Raw genomic sequence first — 2912 nt, forward strand, 5'->3', positions numbered from 1 at the left:
CGACCGGCTCGCTGGCGGCGCCGTCGCCGATATCTTCGACGCATTGGCGGGCTGCCTGGTCGATACCCGCATCGAGCCCGATCTTGAAGATCTGCTCTGGGGCATCGTCAATATCTTTCACCGCGCCGGCGAACGGATCGAGCGCGAGCTCGACCGCAACGAACAGGCGCAGCGCGAACTCCAGCGCGAGCAGGATGGAAGCGAAATTCGCTCGGTCGAACTCGAGCGCGCGATCGCCGAGGGCATCACGATGATCGAGCGGCGCGACACGATGGAATTTTTCCGCGAATGCGCCGCCGAGCAGTTCCGCATCCATGCCCGCAAGGCCTGGACCCCGCGCACTGGGTCGCGCGTCCGTCACAAGACGATGACCGCGGCGATGATCGACAGCCGCGACTTCATGGACAAACGCCTCCGCGAAAAGGCCCAGGCCCTGATCCCCGAGGGAACGCGCATCGCCTTCAGCGGCGGACCGGCGTGCAACGATCACCGCCACATCTGGTCGGCGCTCGACAAGGTTCATGCGCGTCATGCCGACATGGTGCTGATGCATGGTGCGACGCCAACCGGCGCCGAGCGCGCTGCGGCCTGCTGGGCCGATGCGCGCGGCGTGCCGCAGGTAGCGTTCCGGCCCGACTGGAACCGGCACAAGAAAGCGGCGCCGTTCAAGCGCAACGAGCGGCTGATCGATGCGATGCCCGCCGGGCTGGTCGTCTTTTCGGGCACCGGCATCCAGGACAATCTTGTCGACAAGGCGCGGGCGTTCGGCATTCCGGTCTGGGATTTTCGGCTCAAGGAAGCCTGAGTTGTCGATTTGGATCTGACGGCGCTTGCCATCCGGCGAGCAGGATTACAGGATGAAAATCAATGAAAACCGATCTCGATCATCTTCCGGCGAACAAGCAGCGCGAGCTCGAACGTGTGAAGGCGATCATCTTCGAAGAATTCGAGGATGCGATCGCGCTCGGCACCATGGGCTGGAAAAAGAAGGGTCGGATCGACAAGGTCATCCTCTACGGCAGCTATGCGCGCGGTGGCTGGGTCGACGAGCCGCACACCGCAAAGGGCTATCGTTCGGACTTCGATCTCCTGATCATCGTCAACGACAAGCGGTTGACCGACAAGATCGACTTCTGGTCGAAGCTCGACGACCGGCTGACCCGCGAGCTTGCGATCGACAAGACGCTGCACACGCCGGTCAACTTCATCGTCCACACGCTGCAGGAAGTGAACGATGGGCTGGCTCACGGCCGCTATTTCTTCATGGACGTCGCGGGCGACGGGATCGCGCTCTACGAATATGACGACAAGGAATTGCACAAGCCGAAGCCCAAGACGCCCGAGCAGGCGCTGGCGATGGCGCAGGAATATTTCGACGAGTGGTTTCCGCTCGCCATGCAGCGGTTCGAGCTGTCCAAGATGGGCCGCGAAAAAGGGTTTCTGAAGCCCGCCGCGTTTGACCTCCATCAGAGCAGTGAGTTTCTCTATCATTGCGTGCTCTTGGTCTGCAATTTTTACACGCCCCACGTCCACAACCTGGGATTTTTGCGCACGCAAGCCGAGCGATTAAACATGCGGCTTGTCGATGTTTGGCCGCGCGAGGTGAAGGCAGACCGCGCGCGCTTCGAGAAGCTCAAGGAAGCCTATGTGAAGGCTCGCTACTCCAAACATTATCGAATCAGCGAAGAAGAATTGCTCTGGCTGGCTGGACGCGTGGAGGAGCTGGGCCGCGCCGTGCATGCCATCTGCTCTGAACGGATAGCGAACCTTGAAGAAGCTGTGCAGGCTCCGGAGTAGACCCGGCACATGCGCGTTCGTGACTTCTTCCTTCTCGTCGCCGTGTGCCTGATCTGGGCATTCAACAATGTCCTGAGCAAGATTATAGTAACGGACTGGGCGGTCCCGCCGCTTTTCTATGCGGCGCTACGCTTTGCGGTCGTCGCGATGGTCATGTGGCCATGGTTGCTGCCGATGCCGCGGCCGGCATGGCGGATTGTTGCCATCGCCCTGTGCCTGGGCGGCGGAAGCTTTTCACTACTTTTCGTCGGTTTGCAGACTGTCTCACCTTCTGAGGCCGCGATTATTCTGCAGCTCGGTGTCCCCTTTACCATGCTGCTCTCGGTGCTGGTGCTCGGCGAGCGTATCTACTAGCGCCGCGGACTGGGCATCGCGCTGACATTGGTCGGCGTGCTGATCGTGACCTGGCGGCCCGGTGGACTTTCGCTTTCGACGGGGCTCTGGTTCGTCGCCGCCAGCGCCTTCGCCGGCGCCGCTGGCGCGGTGCTGATGAAGCAGGTTGATGGCGTCAAACCGTTCCGCTTTCAGGCCTGGGTGGGACTGGTGTCGGCGACCGTTCTGACACTCGCTTCGATCTTGCTTGAAGACGGTCAATGGACGGCGGCGACGACCACTGGACGGCCGCTTGTCGCCGCTGTCGTATTCACGGCGCTGATCGTGTCGGTCGGTGCGCACTCCGTCTATTACCACCTCATCGACCGCTATGAAGCGAACTTGCTCGCACCGCTGACATTGATGACGCCGCTCGCGACGATCGGGCTCGGTGTGCTGATCACCCACGATCATTTCGATATGCGGATGGCTATCGGCGGCGGGCTGGCAATGCTCGGTGCGTTGATCGTGGCGCTGCGGCGCAAACCAGCGACGAAATTGCTTGTCGAACGGGAGCTGCGATAGTCGGGGAAATTCGATCCGCATCGCGCGTATGGTGAAGAGTTGCTGCGACGGTCGTTAACCGATGGCGGGGGGGGGGGCGATGCAAGATACGTGTCAGAACTCTGGCTAAAGTGATTTTGTGTTGCGCCAATGCATCAGTCACGCGTAATTCCGTTACGGAATACTGATTTCGATGGCGTGCATTTTTTGCTGCTGTATGCGCCCCGATGCGACCCAAA

The 2912-nt window shown here is 60.9% G+C and carries 4 protein-coding genes; all 4 read left to right on the top strand.

Features of this window, described 5'->3' with window-relative positions; translation table 11 throughout:
* Nucleotides 1-805, top strand: an 805-nt coding sequence (locus tag VGN68_RS08105; RefSeq protein WP_327475586.1) for a DUF2493 domain-containing protein, incomplete at its 5' end; no start/stop codon positions are given.
* Nucleotides 806-867: 62 nt separating this feature from the next.
* A complete protein-coding gene (locus VGN68_RS08110) occupies nucleotides 868-1797 on the top strand; it encodes a HEPN domain-containing protein (protein WP_037557222.1) in 930 nt (309 codons plus the stop codon).
* Nucleotides 1798-1806: 9 nt separating this feature from the next.
* The gene (locus VGN68_RS08115; protein ID WP_197411479.1) at nucleotides 1807-2151 is read left to right on the top strand and encodes a DMT family transporter; all 345 of its coding nucleotides are present in this window, start codon (nucleotides 1807-1809) and stop codon (nucleotides 2149-2151) included.
* Nucleotides 2152-2196: 45 nt separating this feature from the next.
* Nucleotides 2197-2694, top strand: coding sequence for a DMT family transporter (locus tag VGN68_RS08120; protein ID WP_293842121.1), 498 nt, complete (start codon nucleotides 2197-2199; stop codon nucleotides 2692-2694).
* The last annotated feature ends 218 nt before the right edge of the window (nucleotides 2695-2912 follow it).

The organism is Sphingopyxis sp. (assembly GCF_035998965.1).
Classification (GTDB): Bacteria; Pseudomonadota; Alphaproteobacteria; order Sphingomonadales; family Sphingomonadaceae; genus Sphingopyxis.